This is a genomic window from Rhodococcus sp. DN22, from assembly GCF_036669995.1.
Classification (GTDB): domain Bacteria; phylum Actinomycetota; class Actinomycetes; order Mycobacteriales; family Mycobacteriaceae; genus Rhodococcus_F; species Rhodococcus_F erythropolis.
The window spans coordinates 5,976,802-5,996,882 of record NZ_CP133326.1; the positions used below are offsets into that span (position 1 = coordinate 5,976,802).

Annotated in this window: 24 protein-coding genes and 1 pseudogene; 15 read left to right on the forward strand and 10 right to left on the reverse strand. The window is 61.5% G+C overall.

Annotated features, from left to right (window positions below; translation table 11 throughout):
• Positions 1-8: 8 nt before the first annotated feature.
• Positions 9-668, reverse strand: a complete 660-nt coding sequence (locus RA302_RS27575; RefSeq protein WP_007730384.1) for a GAP family protein — start codon at positions 666-668, stop codon at positions 9-11.
• Between the two features lie 258 nt (positions 669-926).
• Between RA302_RS27575 and RA302_RS27580 the strand changes: the two genes are divergently transcribed.
• Positions 927-1,139 carry a hypothetical protein gene (locus RA302_RS27580; RefSeq protein ID WP_003943015.1) on the forward strand — a complete coding sequence of 71 codons (213 nt, stop codon included), beginning with the start codon at positions 927-929 and terminating at the stop codon, positions 1,137-1,139.
• 95 nt (positions 1,140-1,234) lie between these two features.
• Here RA302_RS27580 and RA302_RS27585 read toward each other — a convergent pair whose 3' ends face one another.
• Complete coding sequence (locus tag RA302_RS27585; RefSeq protein WP_003943077.1) at positions 1,235-1,651, reverse strand: hypothetical protein; 417 nt, start codon at positions 1,649-1,651, stop codon at positions 1,235-1,237.
• A gap of 145 nt (positions 1,652-1,796) precedes the next feature.
• Here RA302_RS27585 and RA302_RS27590 point away from each other — a divergent pair, with 145 nt between their 5' ends.
• Positions 1,797-2,270, forward strand: a complete 474-nt coding sequence (locus RA302_RS27590; protein ID WP_051720836.1) for an SRPBCC family protein — start codon at positions 1,797-1,799, stop codon at positions 2,268-2,270.
• Between the two features lie 54 nt (positions 2,271-2,324).
• Here RA302_RS27590 and RA302_RS27595 read toward each other — a convergent pair whose 3' ends face one another.
• Positions 2,325-2,996, reverse strand: a complete 672-nt coding sequence (locus tag RA302_RS27595; RefSeq protein ID WP_230587528.1) for a cation transporter — start codon at positions 2,994-2,996, stop codon at positions 2,325-2,327.
• Positions 2,996-3,340 (reverse strand): metalloregulator ArsR/SmtB family transcription factor, encoded by a 345-nt coding sequence (locus tag RA302_RS27600; protein ID WP_063315505.1) that lies wholly within the window; start codon positions 3,338-3,340, stop codon positions 2,996-2,998. The genes RA302_RS27595 and RA302_RS27600 overlap by 1 nt, the downstream gene beginning before the upstream one ends.
• A 124-nt stretch (positions 3,341-3,464) precedes the next feature.
• Here RA302_RS27600 and RA302_RS27605 point away from each other — a divergent pair, with 124 nt between their 5' ends.
• Positions 3,465-4,235 (forward strand): acyl-ACP thioesterase domain-containing protein, encoded by a 771-nt coding sequence (locus RA302_RS27605; RefSeq protein ID WP_003943026.1) that lies wholly within the window; start codon positions 3,465-3,467, stop codon positions 4,233-4,235.
• Here the strand turns inward: RA302_RS27605 and RA302_RS27610 are convergent.
• Positions 4,226-4,822: a CHAP domain-containing protein gene (locus tag RA302_RS27610; protein WP_030536161.1), complete on the reverse strand. Its 597-nt coding sequence runs from the start codon at positions 4,820-4,822 to the stop codon at positions 4,226-4,228. The genes RA302_RS27605 and RA302_RS27610 overlap by 10 nt on opposite strands.
• A gap of 131 nt (positions 4,823-4,953) precedes the next feature.
• Here RA302_RS27610 and RA302_RS27615 point away from each other — a divergent pair, with 131 nt between their 5' ends.
• From RA302_RS27615 to RA302_RS27630, 4 genes and pseudogenes are all read left to right on the forward strand, one after another.
• Positions 4,954-5,469, forward strand: coding sequence for a toxin-antitoxin system HicB family antitoxin (locus RA302_RS27615; RefSeq protein WP_007730367.1), 516 nt, complete (start codon positions 4,954-4,956; stop codon positions 5,467-5,469).
• A 65-nt stretch (positions 5,470-5,534) separates the two neighbouring features.
• Positions 5,535-6,410 (forward strand): DUF4097 family beta strand repeat-containing protein, encoded by an 876-nt coding sequence (locus tag RA302_RS27620; RefSeq protein WP_030536162.1) that lies wholly within the window; start codon positions 5,535-5,537, stop codon positions 6,408-6,410.
• A 14-nt stretch (positions 6,411-6,424) separates the two neighbouring features.
• Entirely contained in the window at positions 6,425-7,366 is a 942-nt protein-coding gene (locus tag RA302_RS27625) for a daunorubicin resistance protein DrrA family ABC transporter ATP-binding protein (RefSeq protein ID WP_007730361.1), read from the forward strand.
• Positions 7,363-8,136, forward strand: a pseudogene (locus RA302_RS27630) (ABC transporter permease); the annotation flags it as partial. The gene RA302_RS27625 and the pseudogene RA302_RS27630, both read left to right, overlap by 4 nt.
• Here the strand turns inward: RA302_RS27630 and RA302_RS27635 are convergent.
• Complete coding sequence (locus RA302_RS27635) at positions 8,132-8,902, reverse strand: 2-phosphosulfolactate phosphatase (protein ID WP_080712725.1); 771 nt, start codon at positions 8,900-8,902, stop codon at positions 8,132-8,134. The pseudogene RA302_RS27630 and the gene RA302_RS27635 sit on opposite strands and share 5 nt — an antisense overlap.
• A gap of 12 nt (positions 8,903-8,914) precedes the next feature.
• The gene (locus RA302_RS27640; RefSeq protein WP_030536164.1) at positions 8,915-9,742 is read right to left on the reverse strand and encodes a transglutaminase domain-containing protein; all 828 of its coding nucleotides are present in this window, start codon (positions 9,740-9,742) and stop codon (positions 8,915-8,917) included.
• 88 nt (positions 9,743-9,830) lie between these two features.
• On the opposite strand from RA302_RS27640, the gene RA302_RS27645 reads away from it, so the two are divergent.
• Positions 9,831-10,844, forward strand: coding sequence for an ABC transporter substrate-binding protein (locus tag RA302_RS27645; protein WP_230587531.1), 1,014 nt, complete (start codon positions 9,831-9,833; stop codon positions 10,842-10,844).
• On the opposite strand, the gene RA302_RS27650 is transcribed toward RA302_RS27645, so the two are convergent.
• On the reverse strand, positions 10,819-12,111 hold the full coding sequence (locus RA302_RS27650; RefSeq protein WP_007730351.1) for an MFS transporter: 1,293 nt from the start codon (positions 12,109-12,111) through the stop codon (positions 10,819-10,821). The two genes, RA302_RS27645 and RA302_RS27650, sit on opposite strands and share 26 nt — an antisense overlap.
• A 132-nt stretch (positions 12,112-12,243) precedes the next feature.
• Between RA302_RS27650 and RA302_RS27655 the strand changes: the two genes are divergently transcribed.
• The gene (locus tag RA302_RS27655) at positions 12,244-13,365 is read left to right on the forward strand and encodes an endonuclease/exonuclease/phosphatase family protein (protein ID WP_030536166.1); all 1,122 of its coding nucleotides are present in this window, start codon (positions 12,244-12,246) and stop codon (positions 13,363-13,365) included.
• Here the strand turns inward: RA302_RS27655 and RA302_RS27660 are convergent.
• On the reverse strand, positions 13,336-14,415 hold the full coding sequence (locus RA302_RS27660; protein ID WP_030536167.1) for an alpha/beta fold hydrolase: 1,080 nt from the start codon (positions 14,413-14,415) through the stop codon (positions 13,336-13,338). The two genes, RA302_RS27655 and RA302_RS27660, sit on opposite strands and share 30 nt — an antisense overlap.
• 106 nt (positions 14,416-14,521) lie before the next feature.
• Here RA302_RS27660 and RA302_RS27665 point away from each other — a divergent pair, with 106 nt between their 5' ends.
• The gene (locus RA302_RS27665) at positions 14,522-15,124 is read left to right on the forward strand and encodes a TetR/AcrR family transcriptional regulator (protein ID WP_051720834.1); all 603 of its coding nucleotides are present in this window, start codon (positions 14,522-14,524) and stop codon (positions 15,122-15,124) included.
• Here the strand turns inward: RA302_RS27665 and pip are convergent.
• Complete coding sequence (gene pip, locus RA302_RS27670) at positions 15,112-16,071, reverse strand: prolyl aminopeptidase (protein ID WP_007730337.1); 960 nt, start codon at positions 16,069-16,071, stop codon at positions 15,112-15,114. The two genes, RA302_RS27665 and pip, sit on opposite strands and share 13 nt — an antisense overlap.
• Positions 16,072-16,172: 101 nt before the next feature.
• On the opposite strand from pip, the gene RA302_RS27675 reads away from it, so the two are divergent.
• The 5 genes from RA302_RS27675 to RA302_RS27695 all read left to right on the forward strand — a co-directional run bounded on the left by RA302_RS27675 (position 16,173) and on the right by RA302_RS27695 (position 20,034).
• Positions 16,173-16,631 (forward strand): hypothetical protein, encoded by a 459-nt coding sequence (locus tag RA302_RS27675; protein ID WP_003942982.1) that lies wholly within the window; start codon positions 16,173-16,175, stop codon positions 16,629-16,631.
• A gap of 4 nt (positions 16,632-16,635) precedes the next feature.
• On the forward strand, positions 16,636-17,232 hold the full coding sequence (locus tag RA302_RS27680; RefSeq protein WP_007730333.1) for a hypothetical protein: 597 nt from the start codon (positions 16,636-16,638) through the stop codon (positions 17,230-17,232).
• 84 nt (positions 17,233-17,316) lie between these two features.
• Positions 17,317-17,931, forward strand: coding sequence for a TetR/AcrR family transcriptional regulator (locus RA302_RS27685; RefSeq protein WP_030536169.1), 615 nt, complete (start codon positions 17,317-17,319; stop codon positions 17,929-17,931).
• Positions 17,932-17,946: 15 nt separating this feature from the next.
• Positions 17,947-18,807, forward strand: a complete 861-nt coding sequence (locus RA302_RS27690; RefSeq protein WP_030536170.1) for a 3-hydroxyacyl-CoA dehydrogenase — start codon at positions 17,947-17,949, stop codon at positions 18,805-18,807.
• Positions 18,808-18,990: 183 nt separating this feature from the next.
• Positions 18,991-20,034, forward strand: coding sequence for a ParB/Srx family N-terminal domain-containing protein (locus RA302_RS27695; protein ID WP_030536171.1), 1,044 nt, complete (start codon positions 18,991-18,993; stop codon positions 20,032-20,034).
• Positions 20,035-20,081: the final 47 nt, after the last annotated feature.

Sequence of the window (20,081 nt, forward strand, 5' to 3'; positions counted from 1 at the left end):
TCCAGTTGTCAGAGACCGCCGATGCCCTTGCCGATGAGAACAACACCGATAACCAGGATCAACACACTCATCACCGTGGCGTTGTTTTCCTGCAACCACACCTTCAGCTTGGCCAGCGGACCACGCAGTCGCTCCGCGGCAACGAGGTAGCCGATCACGGGCACGCACACTGTGCAGGCCGCGATGATCGTGAAAACCAGAATGGCGACAACAACTTCTCCGGAGCCCAATGACGCGGATCCGATCGAGATTCCGGCCGCGATACACATCATCAGATTCTTCGGATTGATCGCAGCCAGAGCGAAGCCCAAGCCGAGGCCTTTGACAGCGGTCATGTCATCGATGGCGTGCATCCACTTCGGGGTTTCGTGCTCGCCTCCGCGTCCGCGCCATTGCTTGACTCCGAACGCAAGAAGCAATACACCCAACGCCAGCTTGATCCACGACACTGTCGCTGACGGATCACCTTCGGAGTCACCGAGCTTGCTGGACAGAAGCACGAAGATCACGGTGGCGACGACGATTCCCAGTATCCAGCCCAGCGCGAACCCGACGCTCGTGCTGCCGGCACGCTTGGACAACAACATCAAGATTGCCGCGATGATCGGGATCGGCGATACCGCAACGCCGACCGCGAGGGGTAACAGATCCCCGATGACAGATCCCATGCCGACCTCTTCTCTCTCCCGGTCGACACTAGGGGTGGCGACTCTACGGAGCCTCACACAAAAGGGATGAACGGACCCGCGACGACATTCACCCGTAGGGGATGACGCCCCGAGCGCGTACGGGAGTAAGACTGGATCCCACGGATGCGGAGTCCTGGATCGGGCAGCGACGCCGATTGCACTTGACGACATGCGATTTCGAGGCTCGGAGCGCTGCCTTCTCGAACCTCATGGCCCTACGAAATGGAGCGGATACTGATGAATGCTCCCACTCGGTATCAATTCCTCATCGACGGCGAAGTGTCGGACCGCGTCAAGGCCGCATTTCCTGAACTCAGTGTCGCCAGTGCCGCCGGCGGGTTCACCAGTTTGTACGGACCCGTCGCGGACCACACGGCTATGCGGAGCATCATGGCCCGTCTCGATTCCCTCGGCCTGACCGTCGCCGAAATGCGTCGACTCCCAGACTGATCCGAGCCACACCCTGTCGAAATGTCCCACGCACGAGCGATGGTCCCGACCGAGTCGACTCGGTCGGGACCAACTGCTCTCGGGTTGTTCGGTGCCTAGACTCTGTCCCTGTCCCAGGTCGCGACCGCCCAGATCACAACGACATCGAGCGCGATGACCAGGATCGACCACAGTGGGTAATACGGCATCCACAAGAAGTTGGCGATGATCGAGAGCGACGCAATGACGATTGCCGCCGCCCTGGCCCACACTGCACCGGTGAAGAGGCCGAGGGCCACCACGATCCCGATGATGCCCAAGATGATGTGGATCCAACCCCACGTCGTGATGTCGAACTTGTACGTGTAGTTGATACCCACGACAAACAGATTGTTGTCGGCAACGGCCGCGATGCCCTGAAGCAGAGCGACAATGCCTGCGGTGAGCAGCAGAATTGCTGCTGCAAACGTCGTACCTACCGCGAAACCCTGCCGGACAGGGTGATTCGCGGGTTCCCGCGGTGGAGCAGTCATCAGCGTTCCTTTCGACAGAATGCACTTCCCTTACTCAGTCTCGAGGGGCTGGAAGGCGAAAACATCACCCGTCGCGGATGAACCGCAGGTCACCGACCCGTACCCGTTTGCCGGGATCGCAAACCAATGTTGGCAGACTGGCACTGTGCAACACACCGTAGTCGTGATCACCGATATCTATGCTCCACCGGCGGTGATCTTCGATCTCGAACTCGACATGGACGAACACTCGGCCTCGCTCCGCGCAACAGATGAGGTGGCAGTCACGAGTACGGGTAGATCGACGCTGGGAGAGGGCGACGAGGTGTCGTTCACTGCTCGGCATCTCGGGTGGAGATTCTCGATGACAAGCCGGATCACGCAGTACAACCGTCCGTACTCGTTCACAGACGAGCAGGTCCGCGGCCCGTTTGCCGCAATGCGGCACGAGCACGTCTTCGACGTTCAGCCGGGTGGGTGGACGCGGATGCATGACCGCTTCACGGCTACGGCCCCCTTCGGAGTGCTCGGACACCTGGCACTGAGGTTGGCTGTCGGACCGTATCTGCGGCGCCTTCTCGAGCAACGCGCCGCGCACATCAAGGGCCGCGCAGAAGTCGGCACGCCTTTCATCGAGTGAACACCCGCTCTGACGCACCGCAGGGAGTGCTCACTCGACAAAACCTGTGTTCACTCAGCAGCAGTCGCACTCGTCACCGCTCTCGGGCACAGCCACAACCGGGCAGCACGGATCACCCTTCCACGCGTTGATGCCTTCTTTCACCGCGATGACGGCGATGACCAGTGCCGCAATCGGATCCGCCCACGACCAGCCGAGCAGCGAGTTGAGCAGCAAACCGACCAACAAGACAGCAGAGAGGTAAGTGCAGAGCAGCGTCTGCTTCGAATCCGCGACCGCCGACAGCGAACCCAACTCCCGACCGGCTCGGCGTTGCGCATAGGACAGGGCCGGCATGATCGCCAAACTCACCGCAGCCAAGAGTATTCCGACGCTCGTGTGCTGAGCTTCCCCCAGACCGAACAGCGACCGAATCGCGTCGAACGAGACGTACGCAGCGAGCCCGAAGAACGAGAATGCGATCACTCGCAGTGCCGTCTTCTCACGGCTCGTCGGATCCGGCGCCGAGAACTGCCAGGCAACCGCTGCCGCCGAGGACACTTCGATCACCGAATCGAGGCCGAAACCGAACAGTGCTGCGGACGACACCCGTGTGCCCTCCGCCAGCGCGATGATCGCTTCGACGACGTTGTAGCTGATCGTGATCGCCACGAAGATGCGAATTCTTCTCGACAAGAGCGCACGCCGGTCAGTCGAGAGCCCGACACCGTCAACGGGCGCAACCATCAGCAGCACCCCTCTGATTCGCTGTCCGGGCAGTACGACGGATCCACCGCGAGTACGACCCCGAGCAGGTCGTCGAGGGCCCGACCGATATGTACATCGGCGAGTTCGTATCTGGTCCGGCGCCCTTCCGGGACGGCCACCACCAAGCCGCAACCGCGCAGGCAAGCCAGATGATTGGACAGCTTCTGCCTGGTCACAGCCAGTGTTTCAGCGAGGTCGGACGGATACCGGGGCGCGGTCTTCAGTTCGAGCAGTATCCGTGTCCGAGTCTCGTCGGACAGTGCATGCCCGAACCTCGCAAGCACCGCCACGTTGGTCACCACATCTACGCCCGCGATATCCATACGTGCGACAGTACATCGAAAACTGGATTCAGAAAACGATGAACTCCGATGGTTCAAGATCCCACCATCGGGTAACGCAAGCGTGAAGCCACCCAACCAGGCGAACACCGGGAGCCCACATCCGATGAACCGTACAAAAGTCGACGACCACGTAGCGATGGCCGAACTACCAACAACCGGAAGCATCTTCCAGGCCTCGTGGCCGGTGCGTACGGGTGACATCCACACCGACAAACAACTGCGCCTCGACGCGATCGCGCGCTACCTCCAAGACGCGGGCTTCGACAATCTCGTCGACCGCGGCGCCATGGATACACACCCGCTGTGGATGGTACGAAGAACGGTGATCGATGTACTCGAACCGGTCGTCTGGCCGGATCGAGTTCACCTGCAGCGCTGGTGTTCAGGCCTGTCGAACAAGTGGTGTTCGATGCGAGTTCGCATCAGATCCGATGGCGGCGGGTTGATCGAAACCGAGGCGTTCTGGATCAACATCGACCCGAAGACGGGAATGCCGGCATCCATCAGTGAGAAGTTCACCGCCGCCCTGGCATCGACGGCCGTGGACCAGCATCTTCACTGGCGTCGGTGGATCGACCCGACCCCGGACACGACGCCGTCAGCGGATACGCCGTTCCCGTTGCGCTCGAGCGATTTCGACCCCTTCGATCACGTGAACAACGCAATCTACTGGCAGCCCGTGGAAGATGCGCTGCCCGACAGATTACGAAGCGGGCCCTTTCGCGCGATCCTCGAGTACACCCAGCCCATCAAGAGAGGTGAGCAGGTGAGCGTGCGAACCGGCACGAACACGCTGCACATCGACGCAGGCGACGAGGCACGTGCGTCGGCGCGGTGGTTCGCCTTGTCTCCGAAGAGCAACGATCAGGGGTGAAGTTTTCCGAATCCCACGACGGCAGAGTCGGATTGCCAGTCCAGATCATGAACCCGCACCTTGCCGAACTCGTTGCCGCCAACCGTGATCGCAGAGTTGCCGTCCACTGCCACAACGATGTTGGTGTGCTGACCGACCCATCTCGAACTGTCGTAGATCACCACATCACCCACGTTCGGGGTGTACCCGCTGCCGTTCTCGGCGTACGCGCCGATCCCTTGGTAATACTCCTGCAAGGTGTACACCCCCGGGATGCGCCAACTTCCGGAGTTCGGGTTGGACAACGGTCGACCCGCTTCCCTCATGATCCAGCTGACAAAGTCGGCGCACCACTCTTCGTCGATGCCGTCGGAATAGAAGGTGCCCGGACGGTCCTGCTCATGCTCGGATTGCAGTAGCTCGAGCACCCGACCTTGATCAGACGTGAGCGCACTCGCGTCCACCGCCGGGAACTCAGCCGTGTCCCAGGGCAGGTACCGCGATGGTGCGATCGCGACGACCACCACCCCAACCACGATCACGACGCCGAGCACCCCGGCAATCCAGAGCACGATGCGGCGTCGGCGGTTCGATTCGGCAGGACTCACCCTTACGAGTGTGCCAGCCTGCCGCGGACCGAATCGCCAACCACCCCGATGACCTGGCAATTCTCACCAAATTCACACGAATGTGCCACCAAACTATTGCGGTGGCACCAAAGTGGTGCCATAGTGATGCCATGGACTTGACACCGTACGTAGACAACCTTCGCCACGAACTCGCGGTGGCGGCCGAAGCAGGCGGAGAAGACGCAAAGGCACTCGCCGATCGTTTGACCGCACCGCTGGAATCAGCAGTGCGACTCACCCTTCTCGACGCATTGTCTGCGGCAGCCGCCGAGATCACGCGTGACCTCGCCCCGGGTTCGGTGGACCTGCGTCTGCGGGGACGCGAACCCGAATTCGTGGTGGCACCAGCCATCAGTGAACCGGTTCCAGCCCCTGTCGAAGAGGACCCGACTCCGGCACCGCGCCCCGTCACGGAGTCCGACGACGCCTCGATGACTCGAATCAACCTGCGGCTGGGGCAAGACCTCAAAGACCGGATCGAGGCGGCGGCCCGGGAAGCCGGCATCTCCGTCAACGCGTGGCTGGTTCGCTCGGCTGCAACGGCTCTGGAAGGCGGCGCGAACAGAAGCACTCCGAGACAGCGCACGTCCCAAGGTTCCGAAAGCTTCAGCGGCTGGGTGCACTGACACCGGCTTCATCTTTCGCACCACCCTCTTTCATCAACCGAGACAACCTCATCGGGAGTATCACCATGCCTACATTCAGCACACCTGACCCCATCACCTTGAACTTCGACGTGGCAGTCGGACACATCCGGATCACGGCGAGCAGCCGCAACGACACTGTCGTGGAAGTGTTGCCCAGCAACTCGTCTCGCGAGGTCGACGTTCGAGTCGCCGAACAAACGCGCGTCGAATTCGCAGGTGGCCGGCTGCAGATCAAGACTCCGAAACAGCGCGGCCTCGGCATCTTCGGGAAGACAGGATCTGTGGACATCTCCGTTCAGCTTCCCTCCGGCTCGGAACTCGAAGGCACTGCTGCAGTTGCCAGCCTCCGTAGCGAAGGCACTCTCGGACGAACACGGGTGAAGGTTTCCGCGGGCGATTGCACACTGGAAACCACCGGGCCGCTCAACGTCAGCACCGGGGCCGGCGCGATCATCGTCGAGCACGTGGCCGGTGACATCGACACGAGCACCGGGTCCGGAAGCATCCGCATCGGCCGCGTCGACGGCAACGCGGAGGTCAAGAACTCCAACGGCGACATCAACATCGGCACGATCACCGGCGCACTGAAGGCGAAGACCGCCAACGGCAGTGTCGCCGTGGAGCACGCCGAATCCGATGCGAGCGCCGCAACCGCCAACGGCGACATCCGCTTCGAGGCCATCGAGAGTGGAGTCGTATCCGCAAAGACGGCCGCCGGGCGAATCCATATCGGCGTTCGATCCGGAACCGCCGCACGATTCGACGCTCATACGTCCTTCGGCCGCGTCGACAACCAGATGAATGCCACGCACGGTCCGGCTTCCACTGAACGCCGGGTAGACGTCCGGGCGCACACCAGCTACGGCGACATCGTCATTCGACGTTCGGAGCCTCGAGAAGAATCCAACAAGAAGATCTAGCGAAAGGAACGCTGATGTCCCGTAAACCAGCCATCACCGCGACGGGCCTGAAGAAGGCCTACGACGACAAGACGGTACTGGACGGAATCGACATCTCCGTCGACCGCGGAACCGTCTTTGCGCTCCTCGGCCCCAACGGCGCCGGCAAGACCACCATCGTGGAAATTCTCTCGACCCTCGTTCCGGCAGACGGCGGCAACATCCGCATCGCCGGGTACAACCCTTCCGACGATCCCGACGCGGTGCGTTCGCGCATCGGCGTCACCGGGCAGTTCTCAGCGGTCGACGACTATCTGTCCGGTGAGGAAAACCTTCTCCTCATGGCCGACCTGCACCATCTCGGCAAGGACGAACGTCGAACGCGCACTGAAGAACTCCTGAAGAAGTTCGATCTGATCGACTCCGCGGACAAGCTGGCGTCGACCTACTCGGGCGGCATGCGTCGACGGCTCGACCTGGCAATGACGTTGATCGGGCGGCCGGAGATCATCTTCCTGGACGAACCCACCACCGGTCTCGACCCCCGGAGTCGACGCACCATGTGGCAGATCATCCGGGAGTTGGTCGAGGGCGGTGTCACCATCTTCCTCACGACCCAGTACCTCGAGGAAGCTGATCAACTGGCCGACCACATCGCCGTCCTCGATCAGGGACGGATCGTCGCCCAAGGTACGGCAGCGGAACTCAAACGGCACATCCCCGGCGGCCACATTCGTCTTCACTTCTTCGACCGAGATCAGCTCGATTCTGCTGCAGCTGTTTTCGACGAATCATCACGTGACGATGCCGCCTATGTCCTCCAGGTCCCCAGCGACGGGGGTGTCCGCTCGCTGCGCTCTCTTCTCGACCAACTCGACGCTCACTCGATCGACGTCAAGGAACTCTCCGTGCACACACCCGACCTGGACGACGTGTTCCTGACTCTGACCGCCACCGAAAGGACCGACGCGCGATGACCACCATGACGCTTGCCTATCAGGACTCGAAAACCATGCTGCGTCGCAGTATTCGACACATCCTTCGATATCCGTCGATGACGGTGATGCTCGTCGGAATGCCAGTCGTTTTCCTACTGCTGTTCGTCTACGTGCTCGGCGGAACGCTCGGGAACGGCCTCGGCCCCGGCGGTGGCGGTCGAGCCGAGTACGTCAATTACGTTGCACCGGCGATCATTCTGATGACCGTGGCATCAGCGGCACAAGGTACTGCCATCTCCGTCGCAACCGATATGACCGCCGGGATCATTGCACGATTCCGAACGATGGCGATCACGCGCACGTCCGTCCTGACCGGTCACGTTCTCGGCAGCCTCCTTCAGACGATCGTGAGCCTCGTTGTCGTCATCGCCGTAGCGATAGCCGTCGGCTTCCGGCCCACTGCAGGCTTCGTGGAGTGGGCCGCGACGTTTGCACTCCTCGTCCTGGTCTCCATCGCCATGATCTGGTTGTCGGTCGCCTTCGGCCTCGTCAGCAAGAGTGTCGAGACGGCCAGCAACCTTCCAATGGTGTTGATCCTCTTGCCGTTCCTGGGAAGCGGCTTTGTCCCCACCGACTCGATGCCGACCGTGTTGCGATGGTTCGCCGAGTATCAGCCGTTCACTCCGATCATCGAGACTCTTCGAGGACTTCTTCTCGGCGAAGCCATCGGAAACAACGCGATACTCGCGATCGGATGGTGCGTCGCAATCACCTTCCTCTCCTACCTCTGGGCACGGAGTTTGTTCAACGACGCCCGGTGCGCTGACCTCGAAACACACGATCTTCGAGAACAGGTACGGTGTCGCTGTCGTCGAGTTCCGAGGCGATGGCGACGTCGTGTGGAAACCCCATGGCGATCAACTCACGTCCTGAGGCACAGTCCCGCAGGCGGTCCTCGTACGAATCCGCCACCGCCGCCCACGCATCCGCCGCCATCCGAGCCTCGGGCGATACGTGGCCGTCCCAACCAGCAGCGGTCAGCGCCGTGACAACTGCACCGGCGCCCCACAGATCCTCCACCGCCGGGCGCAACTCTCCACCGGGCCACTTCTCCCCGGATGCGACTATCGCAACCCGCGATCCCGGACCATGTTCGTGCACAATCCAATCCGCGACGGCATAAGCGTTCCTCAAGGAAGCGCCGACACACACCGCAACCTCGGACGCCAACGCAAACGCGATAGTCGACCCGTTCGGAGACGGCAGCACCAGCCGACTTGGCGCCTCGGTCTCGCGAATCGTCTTGGGAGACAGACTGATCTGACCCTCTCTGGCCACACTCCGCCGTACAGCCAGAACCGCATCGGCATCACGCGCGTAGTCGACCGCACTCTCGTCATTCCAGGAAAAGGGAAGTACGTCGATTCCCGCGTCGGCGGCAACGCTCAGCGTCGTCGTGAACGAGAGAACGTCTACCACCACTGCCACATCGACGCCGGCAGCAATCGCTTCGGCGCCGCGCAACCCCCAGTCGAATCGAAGTCCGTAATCGAGTTGGCGATGCTCCGGATTCATCGCACCAGCATCTCAGAAACGAATCAGCTTGTCCGGCACGCGCAAGTCATCGTGCTCGTACAGTGCTCGCACGGCAACGGGATCGTCGGCGGCGCACACCGCGGCGACATCGTCCAACAGTAGGTCGTAGTCGGCGCCTGTCTTTCCGTCGTAGGCGTCCGTCATACGACCCCACTCGTCCCACGGCAGAGTTTCGACCTTGTTCATCGCGGCAAGATCCTTCACTGCGTTGCCGCGGATCTCGGCAGGCCCCCAGTTCTCGGTGCCGTACACCCCGAACTGGGACCCGTCGATCACGCCGCGTCGATACGCCAGCCACGCCTCACCACCACTGAGGAATTCTCCCGGCTGCAGGTTATGGGCGTGAGGAAGGACGTTTTGTCCGAGGATCTCCGAATCGATGCGGATCCACCGCTTGCCGGCGTCGTCCCAGTACTCGGTGATCCAGTGGTCCACGCCCTGTCCCGGTTGAAAGTAGGTGGCAAAACCACAGCGGACGCGAGCGGCAATTCCGCGATAGCGCAGAAACGCACAACTCAAAACAGCAAAGTGCCGACAGGTTCCGACGAGCCGCTTGTCGGGTTCTCGGGCGGAGGTCACCGGTGCCGGATCGAGCGCAAGCAGGCGTTGAAGCAGAACGCTTGCCGGCCGGATCTGGTTTTCGTCGAATCGGTCGGTGGGCAGATTCAGCGACCGTGCATCGGTGGGTTGGACCACCAGGTACGGCACTACCCGGCATATTTGCATGGGGTCGGTGGGGAGCGACTCGAGGGCGAGCATGTCCACCCCGTCGATGCGGGTGAACGGTCCTGCTGATGTGTAGTCGAGAACCGCCGTCATGGGCGGAGGTTAACAAACACTGCCGACGCAGCAACTCCACTATGGTTAGGGTCCCATAACCATGAAACCCGAGGTTGCCGTGAACCCTATGTTGAGCCGCCGTGCCATGCTGTCCGTCACCTTCGCAACAGCAGCCGGTTTCGCCCTTGCTGCCTGCGGCGACAGTGCGAAAGACGAATCCACTCCCGGCACCGAAGGTGCTCACGCCGAGGTCAACGCCTTCCCGGTGACGATCGACCACAAGTTCGGCTCCACCACCATCGAGCAGGCACCCAGCCGCATCGCAGCGGTCGGTATCGGCGACGCGGACGTTTTGCTTTCCCTCGGGCTGACGCCCGTCCTGGTCCCGGTGTGGAAGGGATCGACCGACGACGGAATCGGCGTCTGGGCCGACTCTGCAGTCCAGGGCACCGAGCCGACGCCATTGGCCAACGCCACCACCGATTTCGACATCGAAACGATCGTGGCTGCAGCGCCTGACCTGATCATCGCCGTCAACAACGCGATCGACGAGGATCTGTACAAGCAGCTCAGCGCCATCGCGCCGACGGTGCTGCACGCCGCCGATCAGACGGATTGGGTTCTGCCCTGGCAGGAAGTCACGACCCGCATCGGTACGGCTGTTGGCGTTCCCGCGCAGGCACAGAAGGAGGTCCAGGAAGTCGAAGACCTCATCGTTCGCACCCGCGCGGAGAACCCCCAGTTCGAAGGCAAGACAGCAGCTCTCGTCATTCGCTGGAGCGACGGAAATCTGCGAGCGTTCAGCCCCGAGGCAGCGCGGGCTCAGCTGCTCACGCAATTGGGATTCACGGCGCCTGCCGCACTGAAGGATCGGTTCGCGGGCAAGCTGAACTACGAGATCTCCGCCGAGAACTACGACCTCCTCGAGTGCGACTACCTGCTCTTCGACAACTACGAGAAGGCTCGCGCCGAGATGGAGTCGCAGCCGGCGTTCACCAATCTGAACGTGGTCGAGACCGGAGGCCTGATCAGCTTGGACCCCATCGTCAGTGACGCGGTGTCCATGCCGAACCCACTCACCATTCCGTTTGTGCTGGAAGATTTCGTCGCAAAGATCAATCAGACGATCGCTGGTCGATAACTTTCGTTCGGCCTGACCACACCCACAACACCACAGCCGACACGGCCACGCAGAGCGCAACGATCACCCATGGTGACGCCGGCGCTGCGTGGCCGTTGTCGACGAGGTCGTACACGAATCCGACTCCCACGGTTCCCAGGAGCGCGAGCAGACCGCCGATCGTGTTGAGCATGCCGAAGTGCGCTCCGAGGTTGCTTTCACGACCGAGGATCGCGATGGTGTCTCGCATCGGCGGCACCATCAACATCTGTCCCAGGTGCAGCAGCCCGATCCACACCGCCAGACCGACTATCTGCGTCGACGCCGAAGCTGCGGAGTCGACGCCGGTGACCAGCGGAACCAGGAACGACACCGAAATGAGCACAAGCCCGAAGGTGATCGCGCGCCGATGCCCGATGCGGTGGGCAACCGCGACCGTCGGTCCCTGCCCGACGATCACCAACACCGCCGCGCCCACGTAGAACCATCCCAGCGCCGACTGCGAACCGATTCCGCGCTCGAGCTGTTCCGGAAGCATCAGGTACAGCTGGCTGTACGCAACCAGCTGAAAACTGCAGAGTGTCGCGAAGAGCAGAAAGTTGTTGTTGGTCAGGACGCTTCGCCAGACATCGCGCAGCGTATAGGTCGACACCGGGCCGTCGTGGGCATCGCCCGGTCGGGGGAACCAGATGAAGAACCCGACCCACATGATCGCAAAGAGCAACGCGGCGCTCGACGCCGTCCACGAGAACGGAAACATCAACAGAGCAGCTCCCAGCGCCGGACCGATCACTGTTCCCAGGCGGCTGCACATCTGTTCCACTGCAAACAAATCGGTACGACGCATAACTCCGGCGGACTCGAGTTCGCGTCCGTACTCCGCGTTGGCCGACTCCACTGCGGGCGCGAAGAGCGCGGCAGCAAAGCCGACCAGGAGCACGCCGACGATCACGGCGCTCATGCTTTCTGCCAGACCGAGCATCAGAAAACCGACTACACGAACGGCTATGCCCAGCAGGATGATCGGACGCTTGCCGAACCTGTCGGCGAGGCTTCCACCGATGAAGAACATGCCCTGCTGACTGAACATCCGCAATCCGAGGACGAGGCCGACAATCCAGGCCGCAAATCCGAGGTCCTCCGAAAGGTGCACCGCCAGAAAGGGGACAACCAGATAGAACCCGATGTTGAACAGCACCATCGAGAGGAGGAGCAGCTTCACCACCGGCGGCAGGACACGAACCTTCGCGAAGGTCTTGTTACCGGGGAAACGCTCACTGAGTACCACGATCAGAAGACTATTGCCCGCACGGCGTTCTGTGGAAATCTGCCATTTTACAATTGGTTAACTGTCCGTTTAGGTAGCGATGGTAATCATCTTCCGGGGGTTCGAGCACACGACAACGAGAGCCGGGATTTGATGAATGGATTGACGCGCCGCCAGATGGTCAAGGCGATGGCGGTAGCCGCGGGCACAGTCACCGCGAGCGCATTTACATTGGGTGCCAATACCTCCGTCGCGGGGGCGAGCCCCGCGCAGGAGATCAAAGTGCTCTCCCTCAACACCTGGCACGGCGGAACCAAGATCAACGGTGGCCTGCAGCTGATCGCCGACATGATCATCTCGACACAGGCGTCGATAGTTCTCCTGTCGGAAGCCGGCACTGCGACAACTGCATTGGCCGACATGCTGACCAAATCAGGAACCACCTTCTACGGAGCAGCGTCCTCCGACGTGGGGATTCTCTCCAAGTTTCCGATCGAGGAAACAGCCGACCTGAACTCGATGATCAAGGCAGTCGTGACGGTCGACGGCAAACAAATCGCTGCTTACTCGGCACATCTGGCCTACACGTCCTACGCGACGTATCTACCGCGCGGATACGGCGCGGGTGTTCCCAAGCCCGGAGAGTTCTCCGAGTTCGGCTGGAACAAGATGCCGTCCGGTCCGGTCACGGACCCCGAGACGGTTCAGCGCGTGAACATCAATTCGGGACGACCCAAGGCAATTTCGACGTTCGTCGACGATGCGGCAAAAGAACGGGCCAAGGGCAGATCCGTCATCCTCGGTGGCGATTTCAACGAACCGTCGGCCCTGGATTGGACCGACGGCACGCGAAATCTGTTCGACCACAACGGTGTAGTCGTTCCTTGGGAATCCACCCGCCTGCTCGACCAAGCCGGATTCGTCGACGCTTACCGCAGTAAGTACCCGAACCCGGCCACACACCCGGGCTTCACCTGGCCGTCCGACAATCCCGACGTCGACACCTCACAGCTCACCTGGGCACCCGAGGCAGACGAACGCGATCGGATCGACTACATCTTCGCCGACCGCGCTTCCGACCTGAAGCTGGGATCCGTCGGGATCATCGGCCCGCGAAAGACGATCGTGCACAACAAAAGAGTGGAGGAGAACTCCCAGGACAACTTCATCGCTTCACCGACGCCGTGGCCGACCGATCACAAGGCCGTTCTTGCGACGTATCGTTTTGCCAGCCTCGGCGGCGGATCATCGACCGGTTCGTGGAGCGGTTCCTGACAGGGCATCTCGTAGCCACTCGATCATCATCGGCGTCAACTCGGGCAGCTTGGTCACTGCGCAGTGCCCCGCATCCGGGATGACGTGTACCTGCGTGTTCGGGCGCTCCTCGAAGAGAGTGGTGTCGGAGAGCGGGATGTGAACGTCGTCGGCCCCGTTGACCACAAGCATCGGGGTCCGGCCGTCGTCGGCGGTCATCAAGACACTGCGATCGAAAGCACGCAGACCCTGTACCAGCGCCTCTTTGGTTGCCGGTGCATCGAAACCCAGTGCGTTTCCGACGATGTCACCCATGCCGTAGACCAGGCGCTCCGCGTTCGCGGTCTCGAACGCGCCCTTGACCGGGGCGCCGATGTTGATCACCGCATCGACGGCGCCGGTCAACCCCGACCGCACGGCGAAGTTGCCACCGAAGGAGACTCCCAGGTGTGCCACCTGGCCATTGCCGAGGGCGCGAGCCGTCGCCACCAGTCCGTCGATCACCTCGTCACCGAAAGCGTCGAGAGGAACCGGTGATTCACCAGTTCCCGGCTGGTCGAAAGCGACAACAGTCACTCCGGCGTTCTTCGCGAACGCACTGACCAACGGATGCATGTCCATCTTCCAGCCGTCGACGCCGCCGCTGAGCAACAGGGCGGGTGCGTCTTCGTACCTTCCGTCCACGGAGAGAATGTGTACCGGTAGCTCGATCTCGCCGTTTCGGTAGGGCAGGGACAGGATTCGACGCTCGAACTCGAGCCCGAATCCCGGTGCTGCCTTGACGTATTCGTCCACCTGATTCTGCAGGGCCCGGCGCCGCGAATCGTTGGCCAGGACGGGGAACTTGGCGATTCCGTAGATCATCGCCGCGAGTGAATGATTGCCGGCCGCGGAGTACTTTGCTGCCAACGCCGACCACTCGTACGACCAACCACCCGGCGCGTCGGCCCAGGTCGAGTGGATGGACGCGCGCAGTTCCTCGAGATCCGAGACGGGGAGCCCGAAGCTCAGAAACTGTCCTGTGCGCTCTTCGAAGAGGCCTCGGTGATCGACAGGAAATTCGTATGACATGGGAAAACACCCCTCAATTCATCTCTAATGCAACGATCAGTTGCATTAGCTCAGTGAACCACGTGCCTCCAGCTAACACAACACCTTGTTGCGATAAGGTTGGCTCATGACTTCGACACCACAACGGCCCGGAGGGCGTAGTGCCAGGGTGCGCGAGGCCGTCCTGGCAGCCACGGCGGCCGAATTGTCCGAACGCGGATTCGCGGCGATGACTATCGAGGACATAGCCGCCCGCTCCGGAGTCCACAAGACCACGATCTACCGGCGGTGGAGCACGCTGTCCCAGTTGGTGGCCGACGCGGCGATCGAGGTATCGGCAACCACCGTCCCCATCCCGGATACCGGTTACATCGAATCCGACCTGCGCGAGATGGCCAGATCGATAGTCGCACTGGTGACCAGCGAGTCGGGCGGCGCGTTGGTGGCTGCACTGTTCTCCGACGCGGTCCGCACGCCCGAGGTCGCGAGACTCAAGCGCGAGTTCTATTCCGCACGTTACGAACTGGCAGACATCGTCGTCCGCCGAGCAGTCGAGCGCGGGGAGATCTCCGAGAAGGTCTCGGCCGCTGATCTTCTGGCGGCCGTCGCCGCACCCATCTACTATCGCCTGCTGGTCGCCGATCTACCCGTCGACCAGTCGGTTGCCGATCGTGCTGCTGCCGGCGCGCTGGCTGCGGCCCGTGCCGGGGCACTCGATCAGGCCGAATGAGCCAGTGAATTCAGCGCTTCCACGATTGCCTCGTTGAATCCGCTGCCGCCATGCCCGGCGCCGTCGAGTACCACCAACTCACTACCCGGCCAACGCCGGTGGATCGCCCAGGCAGTGTCGAGTGGCCCGGAAATGTCATACCGTCCGTGCACGAGAATCGCGGGAATCTCAGCGAGACGGTCCATTCCGTCCAATATCTGATTCGGCGCCAGGAAGCAGTCGTTACCCCAGTAATGCGTAACCAGCCTGGTCATCACCCGGCGGAAGTCCGGATTCTGGTATCGAACACTCGGAGTCCACCCCGGCATCAGCGACACGTGCACGTCTTCCCAACGGCACCACTGCAACGCGGCATTCTCGCGCACAACAGGATCCGGATCGGCAAGCAGTCGCGCGTACGCCGCGGGAAGGTTTCCGTCACGCTCGTCCACCGGCAACGGCGCCACGAACTCTTCCCATTCACGCGGAAATACCCGGCCCATGGCACGGGTGATCCACTCGATTTCGACCCTCGTCCCGCCGGTGATCGCGCCCAGGGCCATCGCTTGCACCCGCGCGGGAAACGCCTGCGCGTACACCAGACCCAAACTCACGCCCCAGGAAAGTCCCGTCACGATCCATCGCTCGATACCGAGATGCTCACGAAGACGCTCGATGTCTTCCACAATGTGCGCCGTGGTGTTCACGGTCAGATCGACGTCCGGACTGCTCGCTAGCGGAAGACTGCGCCCACAGCCTCGCTGATCGAACAGAACTGCGCGAAAGACTTCGGGATCGAAGAAACGCCTGGCGCCGACAGTGCATCCCGAACCGGGACCGCCGTGGAGGTAGAGAACCGGAATGCCCGCCGGATTGCCGACTGTCTCCCAGTACAGACTCTGACCATCCGCCACTTCCAACAGACCGGACTCGTACGGTTCGACGGGCGGGTACAGGACAGCAGTCATAGGCGGTGATTCTTCCATCAAGCTGCCTACTCGAGTAGGCAGCACGCGGCCGAGCAATGGCCTAGCGTGGACAGGACACCACTGCGACGGGAGTACACCAGATGCGTGATGGGTTCAGGTTGCCGGGATACGGCGGCGCCGCAGTCTTCCTTCGCAGTCATGCGGTTCCCGCCACTGTCTTCGAATCCGACGTACCCACACTCGTTTTCGACGTCGGGCTGCTCAGCCCCGACCGCTTCAATCAGTATCTCAGCCGACATACGGACGACGGATTCGTCGAACGGCTGGCGGCGTTCTTCTTTCACGCGGCCGCAGACTTCCATCCCGAGAAATCGCTTCCGGCGTTCACCGACGAACGACTCGGGCTGATGATCTCGGTCTGTTCCAGCACCGATCGAGAGGTGGAACTCGACTTCTCACTCGCCGAAGATCCCGAATCGGAGGACACCGAACGCGACGAGATGACCTTCGAGACAAGCCGAGTCGTCCTCGCGACCTCGGCGCAGACGGTTTCTCGACTGACCGGTGGAGTAACCACCCACTTCGACGGGGAGTTGTAGAGACATGGGTTTTCTCTTCGAGGTTCTCGATTTTCCCGAAGGCAGTCGGATGACCGATCTGTGGAACAACACATGGGCTGAGCCGGCAATGGGCGAGGAGATTGCCTCCGGCCACTTCATTCATCTGGGCGACGATCAACACGTCGATGTGGAGACCGATTTTCTCAGTAGCCACCTACCGTTCAACGTGGCAGGCTTCGGTGGAGTCTTTCCCGACGGCAAACCTTGGATGTTCGTCATGCAGAAGGCGCCGGCGGACCTCGCGACCAGGCTTCGCGGCGAGGACGATCCGCACTCACTTCTGCGCGGATCACTCGACCGCGCCATGTCTTTCAACCCTGATGCACTGGTGGCCGAGGAATTGTCCTGGAGGCACGCCGATCTGGTGAAGGTGTACGAGGAAGAGGGAATCCCTGCGGTATCCGTCGCGGGTTGGTCGGTTGCGGATCTCCTGCGTGGCCTCTTGGCGCAGTGTTGCAACGTCGAACTTGCCGCCGTCGTCGCCGGATACCCAGAGTGCGCCTATCCCGAATCGGCGCATGCGTGCGAAGCGGACGTGTTCTCCGACGTGTTCGCCGGTTGGGTCAGCGGACTGCGGTGATGTGACGGAGGAGACTCCACCCTCCCGATATTTCGGAGTAGACTCATTTATGAGCGTGATCCGAAATGGAACGAGGTGAGCGGGATGACGAAGCCGGACCAAGAGCTGGGCCGTCGCGAACGCAACAAACTCGAGAAGCAGACACGCATCTTCGACGCCGCTGCCGAACTGTTCGCGGAAAAGGGCTACAGCGCAGTCACAACTCAAGAAATTGCCGACCGCGCCGATGTAGCCGGCGGCACTCTCTTTCGTTACGCCGCAAGCAAAGCCGAGTTGCTGCTCATGGTGTACAACGCGGAATACCGCAAGCAGATCGAATTGGGAGAAGAGCGTGAAGCCAAGTCGACCGGCACAGAAGATCGTGTGCTCGAGCTGGTTTCACCCCTGCTGATCGCAAGTCGCCGAAACGACGAGAACACCGGCATCTACCAACGCGAGGTGTTGTTCGGTGAGCCCAGCGAGTGTTTCCGGGCCGAAGGCCTGGAACTCTCGCAGCGCCTGCAAACGCGGATTGCGCAAATCTTGCACGAGGCACACCCCAACCACACCACCCGAACCACCACTGCAGCGCGAACGATTTCCAACGTGCTGCACTTCGAAATAGCCCGCGCGGCATTGGACCGGATCACGGCTGACGAACTCACGAACATCGTTGCCGCACAAGTCCGATTGACGCTTGCCGGACTACCCACCGAATAGGATTGAGGATCGAAAATGACTGAACTGAAGCAGATCACCGTTCTGGGTACCGGAGTTCTCGGCTCACAGATCGCCTATCAGACCGCCTATCACGGCTTCGACGTCGTCGCGTACGACATCAACGCCGAGGTCATCGAAAAGGCCAAGGCTCGGTTCGACTCGTTGGCCGCGGCCTACAAGGCCGAGAACGTCGAGGGTGCCAAGGAAGGCAAGGCTGACGAAGCGCTGCAACGTATTACGTACTCGTACGATCTAGGCGAAGCCGTCGCCAAGGCCGACCTGGTCATCGAGGCAATTCCCGAGGACATCGCCATCAAGCGCGACACCTACGAGAAGCTTGCCACGGTTGCTCCTGAGCACACGGTGTTCGCTACCAACTCCTCGACGCTGCTGCCGAGCGATCTCAAGGAGTTCACCGGCCGCCCCGAGAAGTTCCTCGCACTGCACTTCGCAAATCACGTGTGGGTCAACAACACTGCCGAGGTCATGGGCACCGAGTCCACCGACCCCGCCGTGTACCGCGAGGTCGTCGAGTTCGCGAAGAACATCGGCATGGTGCCGATCGAACTCAAGAAGGAGAAGGCGGGCTACGTACTCAACTCGCTCCTGGTCCCGCTCCTCAACGCGGCCTCCGACCTGCTGATCGACGGCATCGCCGATCCCGACATGGTCGACAAGACGTGGCGTATCGGCACCGGAGCCCCGTTCGGCCCCTTCCAGATCATGGACGTCGTCGGGTTGACCACCGTCTACAACATCTCCTCCCAGGGCGGCGAGAAGCAGCGCGAATTCGCCGACTACATCAAGAAGAACTACATCGACGAGGGCAAGCTCGGCGTTGCTGTCGGCGAGGGCTTCTACAACTACAAGGGCTGATCAACTGCAAGGCTGATCAACTGTAGGGCTGATCAACCAACCGGCTCACCGCGCGGTGGTTACGACGTGAATTCACGTGGTAGCCACCGCGCGGATGTCTGTTGTCAGTAAGTCCGAAACACCCTGAGCGATTGTGACGCAAGCTTCTTCACGTGCGAACCCATCATCAGGAGAGATCCCCACATGCGTCGTTCCGCCATCTCGGCACTCACAACACTGGCACTGCTCGGCGCCGGAACATTGGTCAGCACTCCCGCTGTCGCCGCTCCCCTCGCGTGTGGCGGAATCTCCACCGGTTCGTTCTCAGGCTCCGCCGGCGGATCGGAGTACCTGTGCGCCAAGGAAGGTGATCTCCTGGACGTGCGCATCGGCGACGTTCACGCGACACAACCGTCACTCGGCTACGACGAGGTGTACTACAAGCTCGGGCGATACACGCTCGGAAAAGACACGATCAACAAGAAGTTCGACGACTGGTGTGAGGCTAACGGTCAGATCCAGGCCGCGACCGCTACTGCGGCGTCGACGCTGAAGGACCCGTCGTCCTTCACCTGCCAGATTCCAGTGGGTCAGGAAACCGCCGAGAGCATCGCGCCCATGAAGACCGTGGTCGTCGGACCCCGCGGCGATCTCTACCTGACCGACGGTCACCACACCCTCACGTCCTTCATCGAGACGGCCGACGGAGGCCCCGACCTGCACGTGCGACTGCGGGTTCTCGGCAACCTCAGTGGCCTGAGTGAAGGCGCCTTCTGGACCGAGATGGAAAAGAACAAGTGGGTCTGGTCGCGTGACGTCGACGGAAACCAGGTACCGGTCCAGGCTCTGCCGAAGAGCGTCGGCCTGGCCAACTTCGCCGACGACAAGTACCGCAGCTTGATGTACTTCTCCCGCGACATCGGATTCGCCGCAGGCACGATTCCGTTCCAGGAGTTCTACTGGGGCGCCTGGGTCCGCGACACCGCGCCCGTCGACCCCACCAACTGGAATCGCGATGATCTCTCCAGCTACCTGGGCACCGTGAAGTCGGTGACCAAAGCACAGACAGCGTTGACGGGCGATGCCGTCGTCGACAGCGGATTCACTGCCACCGATCTTGGCGTCCTGTCGGCCTGGAACGACGGCAAAGCCGAGTCCAAGGGCGAGTTCGCAAAGCTGTCCAAGCCGTACACAGACGACAAGCCGGGCAAGATCGCCTACGCACTTGCCTACAAAGCAACCCTCTGACCTGCTCAGATCCAAGTCACACCAAGTAGACTTGACTAAGGTAAGCC